General features: G+C 72.2%; 15 protein-coding genes. 14 read left to right on the top strand and 1 reads right to left on the bottom strand.

What is annotated here, in order from left to right; all coding sequences use genetic code 11:
• Window positions 1-144: 144 nt before the first annotated feature.
• The 14 genes from AB852_RS15385 to AB852_RS15450 all read left to right on the top strand — a co-directional run bounded on the left by AB852_RS15385 (window position 145) and on the right by AB852_RS15450 (window position 20776).
• The gene (locus tag AB852_RS15385) at window positions 145-885 is read left to right on the top strand and encodes a methyltransferase (protein ID WP_073788406.1); all 741 of its coding nucleotides are present in this window, start codon (window positions 145-147) and stop codon (window positions 883-885) included.
• Complete coding sequence (gene rffA, locus AB852_RS15390) at window positions 882-2087, top strand: dTDP-4-amino-4,6-dideoxygalactose transaminase (RefSeq protein WP_073788408.1); 1206 nt, start codon at window positions 882-884, stop codon at window positions 2085-2087. Before AB852_RS15385 ends, rffA begins: the two co-directional genes overlap by 4 nt.
• A complete protein-coding gene (locus AB852_RS15395) occupies window positions 2084-3349 on the top strand; it encodes a class I SAM-dependent methyltransferase (RefSeq protein WP_073788410.1) in 1266 nt (421 codons plus the stop codon). The genes rffA and AB852_RS15395 overlap by 4 nt, the downstream gene beginning before the upstream one ends.
• Window positions 3346-4404, top strand: coding sequence for a methyltransferase (locus AB852_RS15400; protein WP_073788412.1), 1059 nt, complete (start codon window positions 3346-3348; stop codon window positions 4402-4404). Before AB852_RS15395 ends, AB852_RS15400 begins: the two co-directional genes overlap by 4 nt.
• Window positions 4401-5441, top strand: coding sequence for an alpha/beta hydrolase (locus tag AB852_RS41345; RefSeq protein ID WP_073788414.1), 1041 nt, complete (start codon window positions 4401-4403; stop codon window positions 5439-5441). The genes AB852_RS15400 and AB852_RS41345 overlap by 4 nt, the downstream gene beginning before the upstream one ends.
• A gap of 49 nt (window positions 5442-5490) precedes the next feature.
• Window positions 5491-6111: a dTDP-4-dehydrorhamnose 3,5-epimerase family protein gene (locus tag AB852_RS15410; RefSeq protein ID WP_073788417.1), complete on the top strand. Its 621-nt coding sequence runs from the start codon at window positions 5491-5493 to the stop codon at window positions 6109-6111.
• Window positions 6108-7076, top strand: coding sequence for a glucose-1-phosphate thymidylyltransferase RfbA (gene rfbA / locus AB852_RS15415; protein WP_073788419.1), 969 nt, complete (start codon window positions 6108-6110; stop codon window positions 7074-7076). Before AB852_RS15410 ends, rfbA begins: the two co-directional genes overlap by 4 nt.
• 2 nt (window positions 7077-7078) lie before the next feature.
• A complete protein-coding gene (locus AB852_RS15420; protein WP_073788421.1) occupies window positions 7079-8275 on the top strand; it encodes a glycosyltransferase in 1197 nt (398 codons plus the stop codon).
• A gap of 207 nt (window positions 8276-8482) precedes the next feature.
• A complete protein-coding gene (locus AB852_RS15425) occupies window positions 8483-9583 on the top strand; it encodes an FAD-dependent monooxygenase (RefSeq protein ID WP_073788423.1) in 1101 nt (366 codons plus the stop codon).
• A 48-nt stretch (window positions 9584-9631) separates the two neighbouring features.
• A complete protein-coding gene (locus AB852_RS15430) occupies window positions 9632-11962 on the top strand; it encodes an excinuclease ABC subunit UvrA (protein ID WP_073788425.1) in 2331 nt (776 codons plus the stop codon).
• A gap of 112 nt (window positions 11963-12074) precedes the next feature.
• On the top strand, window positions 12075-13907 hold the full coding sequence (locus AB852_RS15435) for a non-ribosomal peptide synthetase (protein WP_073788427.1): 1833 nt from the start codon (window positions 12075-12077) through the stop codon (window positions 13905-13907).
• A gap of 6 nt (window positions 13908-13913) precedes the next feature.
• The gene (locus AB852_RS15440) at window positions 13914-18680 is read left to right on the top strand and encodes a non-ribosomal peptide synthetase family protein (protein WP_079184631.1); all 4767 of its coding nucleotides are present in this window, start codon (window positions 13914-13916) and stop codon (window positions 18678-18680) included.
• Window positions 18681-18821: 141 nt separating this feature from the next.
• The gene (locus AB852_RS15445; protein ID WP_073788429.1) at window positions 18822-20267 is read left to right on the top strand and encodes an FAD-dependent oxidoreductase; all 1446 of its coding nucleotides are present in this window, start codon (window positions 18822-18824) and stop codon (window positions 20265-20267) included.
• Window positions 20264-20776 carry a pyridoxamine 5'-phosphate oxidase family protein gene (locus tag AB852_RS15450; RefSeq protein ID WP_073788431.1) on the top strand — a complete coding sequence of 171 codons (513 nt, stop codon included), beginning with the start codon at window positions 20264-20266 and terminating at the stop codon, window positions 20774-20776. Before AB852_RS15445 ends, AB852_RS15450 begins: the two co-directional genes overlap by 4 nt.
• On the opposite strand, the gene AB852_RS15455 is transcribed toward AB852_RS15450, so the two are convergent.
• On the bottom strand, window positions 20730-21647 hold the full coding sequence (locus AB852_RS15455; protein ID WP_073788433.1) for a winged helix-turn-helix domain-containing protein: 918 nt from the start codon (window positions 21645-21647) through the stop codon (window positions 20730-20732). The two genes, AB852_RS15450 and AB852_RS15455, sit on opposite strands and share 47 nt — an antisense overlap.
• Window positions 21648-21834 lie beyond the last annotated feature (187 nt).

The raw sequence follows: 21834 nt of genomic DNA on the forward strand, positions 1-21834 counted from the left end.
CCCGCCTCCGCCCGCCCCGCCCCGCGCGAGCCCCCGCCCGTCCGGACCCTTCCCTCCCGAGTCTCTTCCCCCCGCGAACTCTCCGTCCGAAGCGACCCCTCACCGCACGAAGCGCACCGCACCCCCGACCGGAGGAACCCCGTCATGAACGAACTCGGCCTCGTCATGGGGCAGGACGCCTACGCACACGCCATCGCCGAGCAGGACCGCGAGCTGGAGTTCACCCTGCTGGACCGGCAGTGGACCCAGCTGGGCGGGGTGCTCGGCGGCGAGTACAACTACGCGACCGGGATGTTCGCGTCCGCGCTGCCGCACGAAGGTGTCACCAGCATGCTGGAGATGGGCTGCGGCTGCGGTGTCGCCTCGGTGATCGCCGCGCTCGCCGGGGTCCCGGAGGTGACCGCGCTGGACATCAACGAGGCGGCGGTACGCACCACCGAGCTGAACGCCCGGCGGCACGGAGTGCTCGACCGGGTGACCGCGAAGACCAGTGATCTGTTCGCGGCGCTGGAGCCGGACGAGTCCTTCGACCTGATCTTCTGGAACTCCCCGTTCATCGAGGCACCGCCCGAGCAGCGCCACGAGTCGGCGCTCGCCTACCACTTCTTCGACCCGGGGTACGCGATGCACCGGCGGTTCCTCGCCGGGGCCGCCGAGCGGCTGACGCCGCGAGGGCGGCTGTTCCTCGGGTTCAGCTTCGCGATGGGCAGCGCGGAGCGGCTGCGCGAGGTGGCCGGCGAGGCGGGGTTCACGGTGGGCGTCCACCGGCAGGAGTCCTTCTCGGTCCCCGCGCAGGAGATGGGCGACTCCCCGGTGTACGCGGCGCACGCCGACGACACGTCCCAGGTCCATATCGACTTCACCCTTCTGGAGCTGTCCCGATGAGCCTTGCCCCCGCCCCGCCGAGGGCGGTGCCGTTCCATGTCCCGCACACCGCCGAGCGGCAGGACGACTATCTGCGGCAGGTACTGGCGTCCGGGGACCTGGACGGCAACGGCCCCTACAGCGCGCGGGCCACCGAGATACTGGCCCGGATCACGGGCTCGCCGCATGTGCTGCTGACCCCGTCGTGCACCCACGCCCTGGAGATCGCGGCACTGCTGCTGGAACTTGCCCCGGGCGACGAGGTGGTGATGCCGTCGTTCACGTTCGCGCCGACGGCCAGCGCGGTGGCGATGCGCGGTGCGGTGCCGGTGTTCGTCGACTGCCATCCGGACACCCTGAACATGGACGAGTCGCTGCTGGAGGCGGCGCTCACCGAGCGGACCCGGGCGATCGTGGCGGTGCACTACGCGGGCGTGGCCTGCGAGATGCGGGAGATCCAGCGGATCGCCGACGCGTACGGCGTCCCCGTCATCGAGGACAACGCGCACGGTCTCGGCGCCACGTACCAGGGCAGGCCGCTGGGCGGCTTCGGGACGCTGTCGGCGCAGAGCTTCCACGCCACGAAGAACGTGCACTGCGGGAAGGGGGGCGCGCTGCTGGTGAACGACCCGGAGCTGGTCGAGCGGGCGACGATCATCCGCGACCGGGGCACCGACCGGCACCAGTACTTCCTGGGGCAGGTCGACAAGTACCGCTGGGTGGACCTGGGTTCGAGCTACATCCTCCCCGAGGTGCTGGCGGCGCTGCTGGCCGCGCAGCTGGAGGAGTTCGACGCCGTGCAGAAGCGGCGGCACGCGCTGTGGGACACCTACCACTCGGGGCTGGCCGGATGGGCGGCCGACGAGCGGGTGGCGCTGCCGACGGTGCCCGCCGACCGCGAGCACTCGGCGCATCTGTACCACCTGGTGCTGCCGTCCGAGGAGGACCGTACGGCGCTGCTCCAGCATCTGGCGGAGCGGGACGTCCGGGCCAGCGTGCACTTCCTGCCGCTGCACACCTCGCCCGCCGGACTGCGCTACGGGCGCAGCGCGCCGGGCGGCTGCCCGGTGTCGGAGCGGATCGCCGACCGGCTGGTGCGGCTGCCGCTGCACACCGAGCTGAGCGACGCGCAGGCCGGGCGGGTGGTGGAGGCGCTCGCCTCCTTCCGTACGGGGACCACTGCTGGCGCGGAGCGCGCCACCGATCGAGAGGACCGGTCATGACCAGCGACAACGTCCGTTTCGTCACCGCCTGCCGGGTCTGCGGCGGCGAGGAGTGGCAGCAGGTGATCTCGTTCGGGGACGTACCGCTCGCCAACGGGTTCCTGGAGGGGGCCGACTCGGCCGCCCAGGAGCAGTCGTACCCGCTGGAGGTGATCTCCTGCCGGGGGTGCCGGCTGCTGAGCCTGACCGCCGTCGTCGATCCCCGGCTGCTGTACCGCACCTACTCCTACGTCACCTCCGACTCGGAGACGATGGCCCGCCATATGCGGACGGTGGTCCGGCTCTGCTCGGAGGGCGCGCGGCTGGCCGACGGCGATCTCGTCGTGGAGCTCGGCAGCAACACCGGTGACCAGCTCCTGGCGTTCCAGGAGGTGGGCGCGCGGGTGCTCGGCGTCGATCCGGCGCGCAACCTCACGGCGATCGCCGAGGACCGGGGGGTGCCGACGGTCCCGGAGTACTTCGGCTCCGTGACGGCGGGAGCGGTGGCCGCCGAGCACGGCAGGGCGAAGCTGATCCTGGGCCGGCATGTCTTCGCGCACATCGACGATGTCGCCGATGTGCTGGCGGGGGTACGCGCGCTGCTCGCCGACGACGGGCTGTTCACCATCGAGGTGCCGTACGCGGTGGACCTGGTGGACGGGCTCGCGTTCGACACCATCTACCACGAGCACCTCTCGTACTTCCTGATCAGCACCCTGGACACACTGTTCGCCCGGCACGGGCTGCGCACGGTGGACGTGGAACGGCTGGCGGTGCACGGCGGTTCGGTGCTCGTGTCGGCGGGTCTCGCGGAGGGGACGCGTACGACCGGTGACCGGGTGCGTGAACTGATCGCGCACGAGCGGTCGGCGGGTCTACTCACCGACGCGGTGTACGAGGACTTCGCCGCCCGGGTGCGGGGGACCTGCGACGGGCTGCGCGAGCTGGTGCGCGGGCTGGTCGCCGGTGGCAGCCGGGTCGCCGGGTACGGGGCGTCGGCCAAGGGCACCACCTTGCTGAACATGTGCGGGCTGGGCCGCGACGAGCTGGAGTTCTGCACCGACACCACCCCGCAGAAGCAGGGCCGGCTGACCCCGGGCACCCATCTGCCGGTGCTGGCGCCCGAGGACGTGGAGCGGCAGCCGGACTACTACCTGCTGCTGGCCTGGAACTACGCCGAGGAGATCATGCGCAAGGAATCGGCCTTTCTCGACGCGGGCGGCGGCTTCGTCGTCCCCGTACCCGAACCGACCGTGCGCTCGCGGGCGGTGAGCGCTTCGTGAGCGGAAACGACGCGCGCTCCGCCGAGGAGCTGGGCCGGCTGGTGCCGGTGCTGTTCGGGTACGCGGCGTTCCAGCAGCTGAACGCGGGTTCGCAGCTGGGGCTGTTCGAACTGCTGGACGCGAAGGGGCCGCTGTCCGCCGAGCGGGTGGCGGAGGAACTGGGGATCGCCCGGCGGTCCGCCGACGTGCTGCTGCTGGGCACCACCGCGCTCGGTCTCACCGAGGCCGTGGACGGGACGTACCGCAACGGGCCGTCGATCGCCGCCGGGTTCCGCGAGGGGCTGTGGCCGGTGCTGCGGGACATCGTGGAGTTCCAGGACCGGGTGTCGTACCTGCCCGCCGGGGACTACACGGAGTCGCTGCGCACCGGAGAGAACGCCGGTATCCGGCACTTCCCGGGCACCACCCGCGATCTGTACACCCGGCTGTCGGGGGTGCCGGGGCTGGAGGAGCTGTTCTACCGCTGCATGCACTCCTGGTCGCGGCTGTCCAATCCGGTGCTGGTCGAGCAGACGGACTTCTCCGCCACCCGCCGGGTCCTGGACGTGGGCGGCGGTGACGCGGTCAACGCGATCGCCCTGGCCCGCGCGCATCCGTCGCTGCGGGTGACGGTGCTGGACCGGGCGGGCGCGCTGGAGGTCGCCGAGCGCAACATCCGGGAGGCCGGTCTGTCGGACCGCGTCGAGACGCACGCCGCCGACATCTTCACCGGCGCGTACCCCGGCGGCCACGACTGTGTGCTGTTCGCGCATCAGCTGGTGATCTGGTCGCCGGAGCAGAACGTGACGCTGCTGCGGAAGGCGTACGAGGCGGTGGAGCCGGGCGGCCGGGTCCTGGTGTTCAACGCGTTCAGCGACGACGACGGGTCGGGACCGCTGTACGCGGCGCTCGACAACGTCTACTTCACGACGCTGCCCTTCCGGCACTCCACCATCTACCGGTGGGCACAGGTCGAGGGCTGGCTGCGCGAGGCGGGCTTCACCGAGGTGGGGCGCACCGTATCGGCGGGCTGGACCCCGCACGGTGTGGTCGGCGGCGTGCGGCGGGCGCCGTGAGCGACGCCCGCCAGGCGGTCGGCACGGCACGGAGCCGGATCGACCGGGAGCTGTCGCCTAGCACCCGGGCCAGGGACGCGCCGGGCACGCTCGCCGCGTACCGCACCCGCAGCGCGGCGGCCCGTGAGTCGCTGGCGTACCGGGCCGACATCGCCTACGGGCCGCATCCGGCGGAGCGGCTGCACCACTTCCCCCCGCGCCGGGCGGGTGCGCCGCTGGTGGTGTTCGTGCACGGCGGGCACTGGCAGGAGTCGAGCAAGGAGGACGCCTGCTTCGCGGCGCCCGCGCTGGTCGGGGCCGGGGCGGGCTATGTGGCCCTGGGATACGGGTTCGCCCCCGAGCGGCCACTGACGGAGCTGAGTGCCTCGGTAGAGCTCGGGCTGGCGTGGGTGCGTGAGCACGCGGTCGAGCTGGGCGGGCGGCCGGACGCGGTGTTCGCGGCGGGCAGCTCGGCCGGGGCGCATCTGGTGGCGATGGCGGCGGGCGGTCCGGACGGGCTGCCGCTGGCGGGGCTGTTCCTGCTGAGCGGTCTGTACGACCTGGAACCGGTGGTCGGGAGCTACGTCAACGACGCGCTGGGACTGACGGCCGGGCAGGCCCGGGAGCAGAGCCCGCTGTTCCGCGCGCCGCCGCGCGGCGGGCGGGTGCTGCTGGCCCGGGGCGAGCACGAGACGGACGAGTACGCCCGGCAGCAGGACGCGTTCGCGGCGATGCTGCGTGGGGCGGTCGGCGGGGCGGGTGGTGGGGCCGGTGGCCACGGCGGACGGGAGTCGTCCGGGGTCGGGCCGGGTGGCGCCGGTGGCCGGGAGTCGTCCATGACCGGGCCCGGTGGTGCCGGTGGCCGTGAGGGCCAGGGCTCGGCCCCAGACGGCTCACCGAACGCCGGTCCGGCCACGGACGGCAGGGCCATGGGCGGCCTGGCCGTCGACGACCTGGTCGTCAGGGGCCGCGACCACTTCGATCTGCCGTTCGACCTCGGGGACCCCACGACGGTGCTCGGCCGGGCGGTGCTCGACCGTCTCGGGCTCGCGCACTGAGCAGCCGGAGGTGCCAGGAGCCCGATCCACAGCGCAGGGAGGCCGTCGTATGGAAGCACGGGAACTCGCCGTCGAGGGCGCGCTGGAGATCGTCCCACCGCTCTTCCCCGACCGGCGGGGCGCGTTCTGCCCGCTGTACGAGGAGGGCGGCTTCGCGGAGCTGCCCGGGGCCCCGCGGTTCCGGGTGGTGCGCAGCGGGCTGAGTGTGAACCACGCGGGGGTGGTGCGCGGGGTGCACTACTCCCGGGGCCTGTCCGGCACGGCGAAGGTCGTGCTGTGCGCGGCGGGTGAGGCCCTGGACCTGGTGGTGGACGTACGGGCCGGGTCGCCGACCTTCGGCCGCTGGGAGGCGGTACGGCTGTCGGCGGCCCGGCCGCGCGCCGTGTACTGCCCGCCGGGTGTCGGTCACGCGTTCGTGTCGCTGACGGAGGGCACCACCGTGGTCTATCTGATGTCCACCCCGTACCGGCCGGGCGACGAGCTGGCCGTCTCGGTGCTCGATCCCGTGCTGGGACTTCCGGTGCCCCGCCACCCCGAACCGGTGATGTCCGAGCAGGACCGTGCCGCGCCGCCGCTCGCCGAGGCGCTGGAACGCGGTCTGCTGCCGAGGTACGGAACGTCTACCGGGAACTCTTCGCCGGGTGTCCGGGAGAAGGAGGAGTCGACATGAAGGGCATCATCATGGCCGGCGGGTCGGGCAGCCGGCTCAAGCCGCTGACCGGCGTGCTCTCGAAGCAACTGCTGCCGGTCTACAACAAGCCGATGATCTACTATCCGCTGTCGGTGCTGATGCTGGCGGGGATACGGGACATCCTCATCATCTCCTCCCCCGCCCATCTGCCCATGTTCCGGGCGCTGTTCGGTGACGGCGGCAGTCTGGGGCTGCGCTTCACGTACGCGGAGCAGGAACATCCCGGCGGTATCGCCGAGGCGTTCCTGGTGGGGGAGGAGCACATCGGGGACGACTCGGTGTCGCTGGTGCTGGGCGACAACCTCTTCCACGGCCCCGGCTTCTCCGCGCTGCTGCGTGACCGGGCGCGGAACCTGGACGGGTGCACGATCTTCGGCTACCCGGTGCGTGACCCGCGGCGTTACGGCGTCGCCGAGGTCGCCGAGGACGGGCGGCGGCTGCTGAGCATCGAGGAGAAGCCCGAACGGCCACGTTCCGAGCTCGCCGTCACCGGGCTGTACATGTACGACAACGACGTCGTGGAGATCGCCAGGGGGCTGACCCCGTCGGCGCGCGGCGAGCTGGAGATCACCGACATCAACCAGGTGTACCTGGAGCGGGGCCGTGCCGAACTGGTGCGTCTGGGAAGGGGGTTCGTATGGCTGGACACCGGCACGCACGACGCGCTGCTGGAGGCCGGGCAGTACATCCAGATCCTGGAGAAGCGCCAGAGCGTACGGATCGCGTGTCTGGAGGAGATCGCGTACCGGATGGGCTTCGTCGGCGCCGATCAGTTGCGGCGGCTGAGCCATGACCACACGGACACCGACTACGGCATCTATCTGACCGAGCTGGCCGAGGCGGCGGTCGGTGAACGGGTGCCCGACTCGCTGCCGCCCGAGTTCACCGCCGATCCGGCGGGACTGCCCTACGCGCCGCCCCGTGCCGGGGCGGCAAGGAGCTGATGATGCGATACCTGTTCACATCGATGCCGGTCTCCTCGCACCTGATGCCGCTGGTGCCGCTGGCGCACGCGGCGCTCGCGGCGGGCCACGAGGTACTGGTCGCCACCGGCGGCCCGGCGGCGCGCACCGCGCGGGCGGCCGGGCTGGTCACCGTCGAGGCGGGCGAGAGGCTGCGGGCGCGGGAGCCGTACGAGGACCTGTTGCGCATGCTGGAGCGGGGCGAGGCCGGGACGGCCGCGGACGACGCGACCGCGTTCGCCGTGCACGGGCGGGCGTTCGGCGAGGTGGGGGCCCGGATGCTGGACGATCTGATCGGCATCGCGCGGACCTGGGGCGCGGACGCGGTGGTGTACCCGGGCATCCACTCCGCCGCGCTGATCGCCGCCCGCGCGGTGGGTGTCCCGGCGGTGCTGCACGGGTACGGCACCCCGCTGCCGACGTTCGGACCCGCCCTGGAGCATCTGGCCCCGCACGCGGCACGGGCCGGGGTGGAGAAGGTGTGGGAGGCGGAGATCGAGATCGACGTACTGCCGCCCTCGCTGTCCAACTTCACCGAGGTACCCACCGACATCGGACGCCCCGAGCATGTGCTGCGGATGCGCTACGGATGCTTCAACAACGGCGGTGACCTGCCCCGCTGGGCGCTGGAGCGGGGTGACCGGCCGCGGGTCACCGCCACCTGCGGGTCGGCCGCGACGATGACCCGGGAGGGTGCGCTGTACCGCGACATCGTGCTGGCCACCGAGGAGCTGGGCGCGGAACTGGTGCTGCTCACGGCGGACGCCGAGCTGCCGAAGCTGCCGAAGTCGCTGCCGCCGCATGTGCGGCCGGAGCGGTGGGTGCCGCTGCGGGAGCTGCTGGACAGCTGCGCGGCGGTGGTGCACCACGGCGGCTCGGGAACGATGCTGAGTTCGTTCGCGGCCGGGCTGGCCCAGGTGTCGCTGCCGATGCCGGGCACGGTCAACGTCAGCAACGCCCGGACGGTGACCGAGCGGGGCGCGGGCCCCACCCTCGACATCGACACGCTCGGCCCGGAGGCGGTGACGGCCGCGCTGGAAGCCGTACTGCGCGACCCGGCCCACGGCCGGGCGGCGCGGGAGGTCGCCGAGGAGATGGCGGCGATGCCGTCGGCCGCCGTGGTGATCGACCGGATCGGTGAGCTGCTGCCCCCGGCACGGGGCGCGGCGGCACGGGGCTGAGGCACCCGTACAGGCCCGGTCGGGTGCCGGTACGGACGGCCCTGGGCGAGCGGTCCCGGGCTAAGGGTCCTGGACGAAGGGTCCTGGACGAACGGTTCGGCACCGACCCGACGCCGACCGCACCGGGTCCACCGCACCGCGCCGCCCTTCACCGCACCGCGCGACACCGCACTCCATGCACGCACCGCACCGCACCGAGGAGACACCGTGAGGATCGCTGTCAGCGGCGGCGGCCCGGCAGGGCTGGCGTTCGCCGCCTTCATGAGGCTGGCCGCCCCGGGGACCGAGGTCACCGTGTGGGAACGCCACCGGGTGGCCGACACCTACGGGTTCGGCGTCATCCTGCCGCCCGCCGCCACCGACACCGTCCGGCATGCCGACCCGGTGCTCGCCGACGCGCTGGAACCGCACCTGACCCGATGGGCGGAGATCGCCGTGCGCCGGCACGGGCGGACCCTCAGCGTGTCCGCGCCCCCGCTGGGTGCGCTGAGCCGACGCGCGCTGCTGCGGGTGCTGCGCCGCCGGTGCGCGGAGCTGGGAGTCGTCCTGCACGAGGGCGTCCCGGCCCCGGACACCGACGCGCTGTCCTGTCTGTACGACCTGGTGGTGGCGGCCGACGGGGCCGGTTCGGCGACCCGTACGGCGCTGGCCGACCGCTTCGGCACCATGACCGCGCACACCGCGCCGCACTACATCTGGCTGGGGGCCGAGCGGGCCTTCGACTCGCTGTCCTTCTTCGTCGCCGACACCCCGGACGGCCCGGTGGTCGCCCACGCCTATCCGTTCGGTCCCGGGCGCGGCACCTTCCTGGTGGAGGCCGCGCACCGGCCGGACACCGGTGAGGTGGCCGCCCTGTTCGCGAAGCCCCTGGCCGGGGCGCGGCTGCTGGAGAACCGGTCCCGGTGGAGCCGTTTCGTCCAGGTGCGCAACGCCGTCTGGTCCAGCGGCAACGTCGTGCTGCTGGGCGACGCGGCGCACACGGCGCACTACTCGATCGGTTCGGGCACCCGCCTCGCCCTGGACGACGCCCACGCGCTGGTCACCGCCCTGTGCGTGGAACCGTCGCTGCCGAAGGCGCTGACGGCGTACGAGGCGGCCCGGCGGCCGGCGGTGGAGCACACCCAGCGCATCGGGGCGGCGAGCGCGGAGTGGTTCGCGGGCCTCACCGGGGCGCGCGGCGGTACGGACGCCTCGGCGGAGAAGTTCCTGGTGGACCTGGTCACCCGGGGTGGCCGGATCTCGATGGGCGACCTCGCGGCGGACGCCGCCGGGACCGCCACGGCGGGCACAGTGGTGAGAGGCCGATGACAGCAGGTCAGCGAGTGAACAGCGGCAAGTGAGGAGAGGGAATCGCCCATGCGCGAGGACAGGCAGCACATCGTGGTGACGGGGGCGCGGGCCAACAACCTCAAGGGGGTGGACCTGCGCATCCCGCTGGGCGTGCTGACGGTGGTGACCGGGGTGTCCGGCTCCGGCAAGTCGTCCGTCGTGTTCGGGACGATCGCGGTGGAGTCGCAACGGCAGCTCAACGAGGTGTTCCCCGCGTTCATCCGCAACCGGCTGCCGCGTTACGAGCGCCCCGAGTTCGACCTGATCGAGAACCTGGCCCCGGCGATCGTCGTGGACCAGAAGCCGGTGGGCGGCGGCACCCGTTCCACGGTCGGCACGATGACCGAGGTCAATCCGGTGCTGCGGGTGCTGTTCTCGCGGTACGGGGAGCCCAGCGCCGGACCGTCGAACTTCTACTCGTTCAACGACCCGCAGGGCATGTGCCCGCACTGCGACGGTCTCGGCGCCACCCTCCAGCTCGACCTGGACAAGCTGCTGGACCTCGACAAGTCCCTGAACGAGGGCGCGATCCGGCACTCCAACTTCGCGGTAGGCACCAACTACTGGAAGCGCTACGCGCAGATCAGCCGGTACGAGAAGGGGCGCGCCCGGGAGCAGGACCTGGAGCCGGTGTTCGACGCCGACAAGCCGCTGGCGCGGTACACGAAACAGGAGATGGACCTGCTGCTGCACGGGGAGGGCTTCCAGACGATCCGCCCCGACGATCTCAACAACGTCGCCATCAACGACTACGAGGGTGTGGTGCCCCGCCTCACCCGGCGGTTCGTGAAGCCGGGTCTGGAGTCGCTCAAGGACAAGGAGCGCAGGTCCACCGAGCAGGTCGTCACCGAGCGGACCTGTCCGGAGTGCGGAGGCGCCCGGCTGTCCCGGGCGGCCCTGGACTCGACGATCGACGGCCGCAACATCGCCGACTACTGCGCGATGGAGATCGGTGACCTGGTGACGGAGCTGGAGCGGGTGGCCGGGCGGTGGCCCGGCCCGGTCGTACCGGCCGCGCTGGCCTCGCTGCGCCGGATCGCCTCGGTGGGGCTGGGGTATCTCACCCTGAACCGGCCGACCCGCACCCTGTCGGGCGGTGAGGGGCAGCGGCTGAAGACGGTACGTCATCTGGGTTCGGCGCTGACGGGGATGACGTACATCTTCGACGAGCCGAGTGTGGGACTGCACGCCCATGACGTGGACCGGCTGAACCGGCTGCTGCTGGATCTGCGCGACAAGGGCAACACCGTGCTGATCGTGGAGCACAACCGCGATGTCATCGCCATCGCCGACCATGTCATCGACATGGGTCCGGAGGCGGGTGCGCGGGGCGGTGAGATCGTGTTCACCGGCACCGTGGAGAAGCTGGCGCACAGCGGGACGCTCACCGGCCGGCACTTCCGGGTCCAGCCCGGTCTCAAGCCCGCGCCCCGGACGGCGACAGGGCAGTTGTCGGTGCGTGGCGCGCGGCTGCACAATCTGCGCGAGGTGGACGTCGACTTCCCGACCGGGGTGCTGACGGTGGTCACCGGGGTCGCCGGGTCGGGCAAGTCCACCCTGGTGTCTAAGGTGTTCACCCAAGAGCATCCGCGGGCGATCGTGCTGGACCAGTCGGCGGTGGGCATGAACCCCCGGTCCACCCCGGCGACGTACACCGGTATCTGGGACATGGTGCGCAAGCAGTACGCGAAGGCGCACGGGCTGGACGCGAGCCTGTTCAGCTTCAACGCCAAGGGCGCCTGTCCCGAGTGCAAGGGGCGCGGCACGATCACCACCGATCTGGCGTTCCTGGACCCGGTGACCACGGTGTGCGAGCTGTGCGAGGGCAGCCGTTATCGCGCCGATGTACTGGAGCACCGGGTGAAGGGCCTCGATATCGCCCAGGTGCTTGACCTCACGGTGGCCGAGTCCCGGGACCACTTCGACGACCCGGCCGTCGTACGCCGTCTGGACCCGCTGCACGAGGTCGGCCTGGGCTATCTGACGCTGGGCAGGCCCTTGTCGATGCTGTCGGGCGGTGAGCGCCAGCGGGTGAAGCTCGCGGACCGGCTGCACGAGCGCGGCAGTGTGTACGTGTTCGACGAGCCGACCACCGGGCTGCACATGGCGGATGTCGGCAATCTGCTGGCGCTGCTGGACCGGCTGGTGGACGCGGGCAACACGGTCATCGCCATCGAGCACGACCTGGACGTCGCCAAGCACGCCGACTGGATCATCGACATCGGGCCCGGTGCGGGCGAGCACGGCGGCCGGGTGGTGTTCACCGGTACGCCCGCCGAGATGGCGGAGTCCGCCGACACCACGACCGCCCGGTTCCTGAGGGCGTCGCTGCCCGCGGCGGAACCGTCCACCGCCTGACCCGTCCCCGTCCCTTCCGCCCCCCATATCTCCGTCACGACGACGGCCCGGCGCACCCGGTGTGCGCCGGGCCGTCGTGCGTCCACCCGACCTTCCGTCCGCTGGAGTCTGCATGCATGCCATCGACGAACTGAAGGACGTGCCCGCTCTGACCACCGCTTTCGAGACCGCCGCCGCGGTCGCGGCGGAGAAGACCGCGCTGGAGTACGGAACGGCCTCGCTCACCTACCGCGAGCTCAACGCGTCCGCGAACCGTCTCGCCCGCCGGCTGGAGCGCGAGGGGGTGACGCCGGGCAGCCGGGTGGGCCTGCACATGTCGCGGTCGCTGGAGCTGTACGTCGTCATCCTGGCGGTGCTGAAGGCGGGGGCGGTGGTGGTGCCGCTGAATCCGGCGCACCCGGTGTCCGTGCGCCGGGCGATCGTCCGTGAGGCGGCGCCACCGCTGACCCTGCGGGACGTACCGGCGGGCCTGGGGTCGGTGACCGCCGAGCGGGACGTGCACGAGCTGCTGTCCGACAGCGCCACGTACGGGAGCGGGAACCTGCCGGAGCCGGTGGACCCGGCGAGCACCGCGTATCTGATGTTCACCTCCGGGTCCACGGGCCGTCCCAAGGGGGTGCTCGTCCCGCACCGGGCGATCGCCCGGGTCGCCGAGCACAACGGCGAGGCGGAGGTGCGTGACGACGACTGCTTCCTCCAGCTCGCCCCGTACTCCTTCGCCGCGTCCACCACGGAGATCTGGCTGAGCCTGCTGCACGGGGCACGGGTGGTGGTACCGCCGCCGCAGCTGCCGTCGCTGCCGGATCTGGCGGCGACGATCACCGAGCGGAAGGTGACGTTCCTGAATCTGCCGTGCGGACTGTTCAACCTGCTCGTGGACGGCTACCCGCAGGCGCTGGCCGGGGTGCGCACGGTCATCGTCAGCGGTGACTTCCCCTCCCCCGTCCATCTCTCACGCGCCCTGAAGGCCGTCGGCGGCACCGTGTACAACGCGTACGGCTGCACGGAGAACTCGGCGCTGACCGCCGTGCACGCCCTCAACGAGGACGATCTGCGCCGCCAGGTGTTCCCGGTGGGGCTGCCGTTGCCCGGGGTGGGGCTGCATGTGCTGCGTGACGATCTCACCCCGTGCGGGCCCGGTGAGGTGGGTGAGCTGTGCGTCAGCGGCGCGGGGCTCGCCCAGGGCTATCTCGACCAGCCGGAGCTGACCGCCCGCAAGTTCCCCGAGCTCGACGGGACGCGGGTGCTGCGTACCGGCGACATGGCACGCACGACACCGGAGGGCGAGGTCGTGCTGTCGGGGCGGGCGGACCAGATGGTCAAGATCCGGGGCTTCCGGGTGGAGCTGCGCGAGGTCGAACTCGCCGCGGAGGAGACCGGCGCGGTGAAGCGGGCGGTGGTGCGCGCGGTGGACGCGGCGGACGGGCTGCGCGAGCTGGTGCTGTTCTGCACGACCGCCACCGGGGAGCCGCCCGGCACCGAGGCGCTGCTGTCGCAGCTGCGCGGACGGCTGCCCGACTACATGCTGCCCGCGCGGGTGCACCATCTGTCCGAGCTGCCGCTGAACCACAACGGGAAGCTGGACCGTATGGCCCTCCAGGAGCCGCGCGCGGTGCTGGTCGAGCCGGACGACGGGCAGGCCACGACGACGGCCGACGATCCGGTCGCGTCGACGGTCGTCGGACTGCTGGCCGGGGTTACGGGCCGCGAACGGATCGGCACCGCCGACTCGTTCGTGCTGTCCGGCGCCAACTCGCTCCAGCTCATCCGGCTCGCCGCGAACATCCAGGACGTGATGGGGGTGGGCGTACGGGCCGAGGACATCTTCCAGCACGACAACGCCGAGTCCCTGGCACGGCACATACGCGCGCTGCGGGACGGCACCGCCGGGGACGGCACGGCCCCGGACGGCGGACCCGCGGACGAAGAGACGGCACGGAGGTGACCGCTCATGACTGACCCCCTGCTGAGCGTCGTCCTGGACCGCTGGCGGCACACCACGGGCCGCCCGGACGCGACGGCCGACGACCCGTTCGCCGCGAGCCACGCCGACGCCTACGCCGCCGATCTCAAAGCCCTGCTGGGCCTGGACGTCGGCGCGCGCGACATCGCCCGGTGCGGCACCCCCCGCGCCCTGTCCGACCTGCTGCGCGCCCGCCGCCGGGAAGGCACCCCCCGTACCGGCCGGGCGGCCGGCACGGACACCGGGACCGCGCCGGGACCGGCAAGCGGAGCCACCGACAGCGGCATCGGCACCGCGACCGACGCGGAGACCGAGGCGACGTCCGGCCAGGCCGGGATCTGGTACGCGTGCGAGTTCGGTGACCCGACCGCGTACAACTCGCCCGTGCTGCTGCGTTTCCCCCGGTCGCTGGACGCCGGGCTGCTGCGGCGGGCGCTGCGGCATGTCGTCGCACGGCACGAGAGTCTGCGGACCACCTTCGCGATGGCGGACGACGGGCGGCTGATGCTGCGGGTGGCGGCCGAACCGGACTTCGGCTTCGCGACGGCGACCGCGTCCGGCGAGGACGCCCTCACGGCTCTGACGGCCGAGTTCGCGGGCAGGCGGCTGGACCTGCGGTCGGGACCGCTGCTGCACGTACTGTGCGTGGAGACCGGCACGGGCGGTACGGACGGTGCGGACGGCATGGCCCGTACGGAAGGCGCGGACGCCACGAGCGGTACGGAAGGTGTGGGCGGCACCGGGGGCGCGGGCGGCACTGCCCTTCTGGTGAACGTGCACCACGCCGTGTTCGACGGGTTCTCCTGGTCGGTCCTGCTGAACGAGTGGCTGACGCTCTATCAAGACCTCGCCGCAGGGGCAGAGTTCACTCCCCTGCCGGACGCCCCGCAGTTCCGGGAGGTCGTGACCGGCCGGACGGGCGGGCCGGACCCGCAGGCGTCACTGGAGCACTGGACGAAGCATCTCGCGGGCGTACCCGCGCTGCTCGATCTGCCGCTGGACCGTCCGCGCGGGCCCAGCGCCGCCACGGCACGCGCCGTACGGACCGTACTGACCGGCGCCGAGGCCGGGCGGCTGCGGGAGCGGGCGGCTGCGGAGGGCGTGACCCCGCTGATGGCGCTGCTCGCGGCATACGCCGTGCTGCTGCACCGGCACACCGGTCAGACGGATCTCGCGGTCGGGGTGCCGGTGTCGCTGCGCGACCGGGCCATGGACCAGGAGGTGATCGGGCACCTGGTCAACACGGTCGTGCTGCGGCACCGGGTCACCTCCGGGGACACCGTGCGGGAGCTGCTGGCGCGGACCCGCCGGGAGGTGCTGTCCGCGATGCGCCACAAGGACGCGGCGTTCGAGGACGTGGTGAAGGCGGTGGGCTCGGGCGAGGACGGCGGCCGTTCCCCGCTGTTCCGGACGATGGTCACGCTGATGCCCAGGGAACGCCGGGTGCTGGGGCATCTGGGGCTGGGTGTCACGGAGTGGCGGCATGTCAGCGGCGCCCCCAAGTACGACCTCGCGCTGATCGTGGAGGAGGGCGCCGAGGAGCTGGGGCTGACCTTCGAGTACGACCCGGCGCTGTTCGACACCGCGACCGTCGAGCGGATCGTGGGCCGGTTCCGTGTGCTGCTGGCCGACCTGCTCGACCGGCCGGGCGGTACGGTCGGTGAGCTGCGCTGGGTGCCCGAGCGGGAACTGCGGGAGCTGGCGGCCGTCTGGCACGGGCCCGCCGACGACCGGCCCGCGAAGGGGTCGGTGACCGACCTGTTCGAGGAGCGGGCGGCACGGTCCCCGGACGCCACCGCCGTCGAGACGGTGGACGGGACCGTCCTGTCGTACCGTCGGCTGAACACCCGGGCGAACCGGCTGGCGCGGGCCCTGCGGCTGCGTGGCGCACGGCCCGGGACGCGGGTCGGGGTCCTGCTGGAGCGCGGCCCGGAGGCGGTCGTCGCGCTGCTGGCGGTACTCAAGGCCGGGGCCTCCTTCGTGCCGCTGGACCCGGCCTATCCGGCGGAGCGGGTCGCGCTGATGCTGGCGGACTCCCGGCCCCGTCTGCTGCTCACCCGGGGGGTCACGGACATCCCGTGTCCCGACGGGACCGAGGTGTTCGACCTGGCCGCCGAGGCGGGGCGGCTGCGGGAGCTGGACGGGACGGACCTGCCGGAGCGCCGGCGTCCGGACGACGAGATGTACGTGGTGTACACCTCGGGGTCGACGGGACGGCCGAAGGGGGTGGCCATCCAGGACTTCACCCTGACCAATGTGGCGTACCGCCAGGCGGAGCTGTCCGGGCCGCGCGCGGCCTCACGGATGCTCCAGTACATGTCGCTGTCCTTCGACGTGTCCTTCGAGGAGATCTTCGGCGCGCTGTGCGCCGGGGCGACACTGGTCCTGACCGACGAGGAGACCCGGACGGATCTGCACCGGCTGGCCGGGTATCTGCGGGAGCGGCGGGTGGCCCGGATGTTCCTGCCGTACGTGGCCCTCCAGGAGCTGGCGTCCGTCGTCGTGCGCGGGAACATCCCGCTGCCGGAGCTGGCCGAGGTGTACACCACGGGCGAGCAGCTGGTGGTGACACCCGCGCTGCGGAAGATGTTCGGCCGCTTGACGGACGCCGGGCTGATCAACGCGTACGGGCCCTCCGAAGCGCATCTGTGCACCGCGCTGCGGCTGCCCGCGGACCCCTCGTCCTGGCCGGAGCGGCCGTCCATCGGGCACACGGTGGGCGAGGTGCGGATGTATGTGCTGGACGGGGACCGGCGGCCGGTGCCGTTCGGGGTGCCGGGCGAGCTGTACGTGGGCGGGCGGGTCCTGTCGCCGGGATATCTGAATCTGCCGGAGCAGACCGCGGAGCGCTATCTGCCCGACCCGTACGACACCACGCCGGGTGCCCGGCTGTACCGCACCGGGGACCTGGTGAAGTGCACCCCCCGGGACGGGTTCACGCATCTGGGGCGGGTCGACGAGCAGATCAAGATCCGGGGGCACCGGATCGAGCCCGCCGAGGTGGAGGCCGTCCTGGGTGATCTGCCGTCGGTGACCGCGTCGGCCGTGGTCGCGGTGGAGCACGGGCCCGGGGACCGGCGGCTGGTCGCCTTCCTGCGGTCCGACCCCTCGCCCGGCCCGGACGGCGAGCCGGAGCGTGAGCCGGACGAGGCCGCGTTGCGGCGGCTGCTGGGCCGCACGCTGCCCGCGTATCTGGTGCCGTCCCGCTTCGTGCGGGTCGTCCAACTGCCGACGGCGCCCAGTGGCAAGACCGACCGGGCGGCCCTGGCCGTCATGGCGGCGGCGCTGCCACCGCCGCGCGGGGCCGTGACCGCCGAACGTCCGCTGACGGAGACCGAGCAGGGCGTCGCCCGGGTGTGGGGCGAGCTGCTGGGCGGGGCCGGGAGCGGGCCGGACGACGACTTCTTCGGCCAGGGCGGTCACTCGCTGCTGGCGGTGCGGCTGCGCGGCCGGCTCCAGGAGGAGTACGGGGTCGAGGTCCCGCTGAGCGCGCTGCTCAGCCAGCCGACGGTGGCGGGTATGGCGGCGCGGGTGGAGCGGGCGCTCACCGGGGACAGCGGGCCGGACGACGCGGGCGAGCCCGATCTGTGGGCCGATGTACGGCTGCCGGACAGCGTGGACGTGTCCCACGGCGCGCGGCCCATGGGTCCGGGTGGCGCGCGGACGGTGCTGCTGACCGGAGTGACCGGCTTCCTCGGGGTCCATCTGCTCCGCTCGCTGCTGGCCGCGGGCTGTGTCGTGCACTGTCTCGTGCGGGCCGGCTCCACCGAGGAGGCGACGCGCCGCGTCCTGGACAGCGCGCGCCTGTACCGGGCCGACGAGGGGCTGGACCTGTCGCGGGTACGGGCGGTGCCCGGGGATCTGTCACGGGAGCGGTTCGGGCTGGCCGACGGGGTGTACCGGGAGCTGGCCGGCCAGGTGGAGGCCGTGTACCACGCGGCGGCGCACATCAACTTCGCCGCGCCGTACGCGTCGGTGCGGCCGACGAACGTGGACGGGTTCGTACGGGTCGCCGAGTTCTGCGCCGACACCGTGCTCAAGCCGCTCCACCACATGTCCACGCTCGCCGTGTTCTCTCCGGAAGGACCGGGCGGGTACATCGACGAGGACACCGTGCCGGAGGTGGCCGAGGGACTCGGTATCGGCTACGCGCAGAGCAAGTGGGTCGCCGAACGGCTCGCGATGGCGGCCCGCGAACGCGGGGTGCCGGTGACGGTGTACCGGATCGGGCGGATCGGGCCGGACTCCGTGAGCGGCGCGTGCCGCACGGACGACTTCTTCTGGCTCCAGATCAAGAGCTTCCTGCAACTGGGGCTCGCGCCGGAGGTGCCGGGGCCGCCGGTGGACCTGCTGCCCGCCGATGTCGTCGCGGACGCGGTCGTCCTGCTGTCCGGGGCCGAGGCCGCGTTCAACAGGACCGTGCATGTCTTCCATCCGGTCGGCATGGGCTGGGACTCGGTGTTCGCGGCCCTGGAGTCGCTGGGCCGGGCGCCCCGCATGGTGTCGGCCGACGAGTGGCTGGCGGCGCTGGAGGCGGGGCCCGCCGAGGACGGTGACCGTTCCCTGGCGAGCCTGGTGCCGCTGTTCCGTGAGGGCGTCATGGAACTGGCCGACCACAGCTACGGCAACGACCGCACGGTCCGGCTGCTGCGGGACCTGGGGCTGGAGCTGCCCGTCCCCGAACCGTCGTGGATCACCTCCATGGTGCGGTACTTCACCGAGACGGGCCAGGTCCCCGCACCGCGCGTGCCGTGAGGCGTACCGCGTGTGCCATGCGACGCGCAGCGCCCGGAACCGCACGGCCCCCCGTCGAGGACGTCAGGGCCCGCGGCGGAACCCCACCCGCCGAAGGCCGTCCCGCACCGGGGCCGACACCCCCACAGGAAGGAACCCCCCGTGTCAGAAGCCAGGCGCCGCGTCAGGGCCGTCATCGTGGGAGCCGGCCCGGTGGGCTGCCTCCTCGCCATCGAGCTGCGCCGACGCGGCTTCGAGGTGGAGATGCACGAAAAGCAGTCCGCCGGGACCATGACCTCCGCCGGGACCGCCCGCTCCTTCAATCTGACCCTCACCCACCGCGGGTCGAGCGCCCTGCGCCCGGCCCTGCGGGCCCAGCTCTACGAGGTGGGGCAGGTGCTGCGGCAGCGCACCGTGCACCACCGGGACCGTACGCCCACCCATCAGCCGTACGGGGTGCGGGACGACCACCATCTGCTGTCGGTGCCGCGCGCCGCGCTTCAGCGCATCCTTCTGGCTCAGGCGCTGGCCGCCGGGGCCGTGGTGCACTTCGGGCACTCCTGTGTCGCGGCGGACGCGCATCGCGCGGAGGCGGTGTTCGTGACCGGTGACGGCGGGGTGTGCCGGGCCACCGGGGACATCCTGATCGGCTGCGACGGCGCGAACAGCACCCTGCGTCATGAACTGTCGAAGTCGGGCGCGCGGATGCGTATCCATCAGGAGTACATCTCGCACGGCCATGTCGAACTGACGATGGAGCCGGATGCCGCGCGGGCACTGAGCCGGGACCGGATGCATCTGTGGCCGCGCGGCGACCACTTCCTCCAGGCGCAGCCCAACCGGGACGGCACCGCGACGACCACCTTGTTCATGCCGGTCGACAGCCGTGCCGGCGAGCTGCGGTTCCGGGCCTTCCCCGGGCGGGACGCCGTACGCGGGCACTTCGAGCGGGAGTACCCGGACATCGCGGACGCGCTTCCCCGGGTGGCGGGTGAGGTGTGGGACGCGCGCCCCGCGCTGCTGAAGGTGGTGCGCTGCGCCCCTTACCACTACGCGCGCGCGGTGCTCGTCGGGGACTCGGCGCACACGATGGTCCCGTTCTACGGCCAGGGCATCAATTGCAGCTTCGAGGACGCGGAGGTGCTGTGCGGGCTGCTGGACCGTCATCTGGCCGCCGACGCCGACCGGCACGGGGCGATACGGGCGGCGGTGGCGGACTTCAGCGAGCTGCGGGTGGAACCCGGCCAGGCGATAGCGGATCTGTCGATGGCGAACCTGGAGGAGCTGAACACCCATATAGACGACGAGCTGTTCCATCTGCGCAAGGGGCTGGAAGCGCGGCTGCACCAGCGCTATCCGCGGGACTTCACCCAGCTCTACCAGCTCGTCGCGTTCACCCGTACCCCGTACGACGAGGTCGTGCGGCGCAGCGAGCGGGACCGGCATGTGCTGGACCTGCTGTGCGAGAAGTACGACCCGCGGACCCAGGCCGACGAGATCATCGCGTGCTACCCGGACCTCGCCCGCGATGTGGAGAGCACCGCGTCGCCCGGGCCCATGCTGTCGCCGGGTCCCGCCGGGACCTCACGATCAGGGGAGCTGTCATGAGCGATCATCCGTACGACGTGGAGCTGGACCCCCGGTACACCAGCCCGGGGGCCCAGCCCGCCCAGTGGACCGAGACCCGGACCACGCTCGCCGAGGCGGAGCTGTACTGGATCTCCACGGTCCGCCCGAGCCCGCGGCCGCACATCACGCCGGTGGCGGGGGCGTGGCACGACGGTGCGCTGTGGTTCTGTTCGCAGCCGCACGAACGCAAGGTCCGCAACCTGGTCTCCAATCCGCGCTGCTCGCTGCTGACCGGTACGAACCGGATGGACAGCGGGGTGGACATCGTGCTGGAGGGGCAGGCGGAGCGGGTCACGGACGCGCGGCGGCTGGAGGAGGCCGCCGAGGTCTTCCGCCACAAGTACGGCCCGCGCTGGGACTATGTCGTGGAGAAGGACATGCTCAGCGGTTCGGTGGGCCGGTCGTGGGCCTTCTCGGTGGCTCCCCGGACGGTGTTCGCGTTCACCAAGGGCCTGGTCGCGCAGACCCGTTGGAGCTTCGCACCTTGAACAGCCGGGGCAGGGCCAGGTCGGCCACGCCCGGCGTCCGGTCCGGTTTCACCGGGCCGGGGGCCGGCTGGTCCGGCTCGGCGGCGGACAGCCCGAAGCGGAAGCCGACCCCGCGGATGGTGGTGATCCATTCGCTGTTGCCGAGTTTGCCGCGCAGGCTGCTGACATGGGTGTCGATGGTCCGGCTCTCCTGGACGCTGATCCGGTTGTCCGCCGGGTAGTCCCAGACGTCGGACATCAACTCCTGTCTCTGGAATATGCGTTCGGGTTCCGCGGCCAGCCGGTGGAGCAGGTCGAACTCCTTCCGGGTCAGGGTGAGCGTGGTCCCGTCCAGCCGGGCCTCGCGGCGCTTCGGATCGATGACGAGCGGGCCGAACCGCAGCAGTTCGGTCATCCCTCCCGTGGTCGGTTCGGTCGGGTTACGGGTGCCGGTGCGGCGTAGCACGGCCTTGATCCGGGCCACCAACTCGCGTGCCCGGTAGGGCATGTCGACGCAGTCGTCGCAGCCCGCCTCCAGCAGCAGCACCCGGTCCACCTCGGCCTCGGAGGAGGTGAAGCCGATGATCGGCACATCACTCACCTGCCGGATGAACTGGCACACCGACACCCCGTCGAGATCGGGCAGGTCGGTGTCCAGCAGCACGAGGTCACTGTCGTGGTGGGTGTCCAGCGCGATGCTGCCGCTGGCGGCGATCGCGGCGGCGTATCCATGCCGTTGCAGGTCCTGCTTGAGCGTTTCGACCGATGGACAGTCCGAGGCGACCAGGATGTGCGGTCTCGGGGCGGCGGGTCCGCGGCGCTCGGTCTGAGCGGCGGCCGGACCTCCCTTGACGCACGTGATCCTGCGTAAGTTCCGGCCCTCGCCAGACACAACAAGTCTCCCTGTTCGTGAAGTCCTTCTTCGGCCCTCAGTACGGACGTGACAGTGCCGTGCTCGCACCGCCTTCCCCGCGATCCACACACCATGCACAGTCCTTGCACACACCACGCAACGCGGAATCACGTCACCGTACGGCCGATGACATGCCGTCAGCAGTGTACGTACCGCTCCGTCCCGG

Source organism: Streptomyces uncialis, from assembly GCF_001905345.1.
GTDB lineage: Bacteria > Actinomycetota > Actinomycetes > Streptomycetales > Streptomycetaceae > Streptomyces > Streptomyces uncialis.

What these genes read in the sequence shown, in the direction of transcription:
- AB852_RS15385 (WP_073788406.1), top strand. Translation starts at nt 145, where the DNA reads ATGAACGAACTCGGCCTCGTCATGGGGCAGGACGCCTACGCACACGCC.
- rffA (WP_073788408.1), top strand. Translation starts at nt 882, where the DNA reads ATGAGCCTTGCCCCCGCCCCGCCGAGGGCGGTGCCGTTCCATGTCCCG.
- AB852_RS15395 (WP_073788410.1), top strand. Translation starts at nt 2,084, where the DNA reads ATGACCAGCGACAACGTCCGTTTCGTCACCGCCTGCCGGGTCTGCGGC.
- AB852_RS15410 (WP_073788417.1), top strand. Translation starts at nt 5,491, where the DNA reads ATGGAAGCACGGGAACTCGCCGTCGAGGGCGCGCTGGAGATCGTCCCA.
- rfbA (WP_073788419.1), top strand. Translation starts at nt 6,108, where the DNA reads ATGAAGGGCATCATCATGGCCGGCGGGTCGGGCAGCCGGCTCAAGCCG.
- AB852_RS15420 (WP_073788421.1), top strand. Translation starts at nt 7,079, where the DNA reads ATGCGATACCTGTTCACATCGATGCCGGTCTCCTCGCACCTGATGCCG.
- AB852_RS15430 (WP_073788425.1), top strand. Translation starts at nt 9,632, where the DNA reads ATGCGCGAGGACAGGCAGCACATCGTGGTGACGGGGGCGCGGGCCAAC.
- AB852_RS15435 (WP_073788427.1), top strand. Translation starts at nt 12,075, where the DNA reads ATGCATGCCATCGACGAACTGAAGGACGTGCCCGCTCTGACCACCGCT.
- AB852_RS15440 (WP_079184631.1), top strand. Translation starts at nt 13,914, where the DNA reads ATGACTGACCCCCTGCTGAGCGTCGTCCTGGACCGCTGGCGGCACACC.
- AB852_RS15450 (WP_073788431.1), top strand. Translation starts at nt 20,264, where the DNA reads ATGAGCGATCATCCGTACGACGTGGAGCTGGACCCCCGGTACACCAGC.